The sequence below is a fragment of the Candidatus Protochlamydia sp. R18 genome (assembly GCF_000648255.1).
GTDB lineage: Bacteria > Chlamydiota > Chlamydiia > Chlamydiales > Parachlamydiaceae > Protochlamydia > Protochlamydia amoebophila.
Genome location: NZ_BASL01000462.1, coordinates 1 through 356, shown reverse-complemented (window position 1 = coordinate 356; position 356 = coordinate 1). Strand labels below are relative to the sequence as shown.

Annotated in this window: 1 pseudogene; it reads left to right on the top strand. The window is 27.8% G+C overall.

The features are described 5' to 3' along the window. Positions 1-356, top strand: a pseudogene (locus TY19_RS00455) (hypothetical protein); the annotation flags it as partial.

Genomic DNA, 356 nt, shown 5'->3' with positions numbered 1-356 from the left:
CAAAAAGAAGTGGAAGATCGTTTAGAATTATTCAATAAAAATGTTGAACCTTTTTTAAACACAGTCCAAGCAAATGAGAAAGTTGATCAGGAAATGGTTAAAAATTTATTGCAGGAAAAATTTGATAATAAAGAAATAAATGATAACTTTTATTTCATTTATACGAATCTTATTCTTTTAAGCCATCTTTCTTCTTTAGAAATGTCAGAAACAAGACACTTACCAGAGTTTTTTAATCAAACAATGGATAAGTTTTCGGAATCTGAAATAAAATATAAATCAGATGGCAGTAGAGGGTATAAAGTCTTATTGGGAGAAGCTTTCATTGATCTTCTTACTTATCCAAAAGAAAGTCT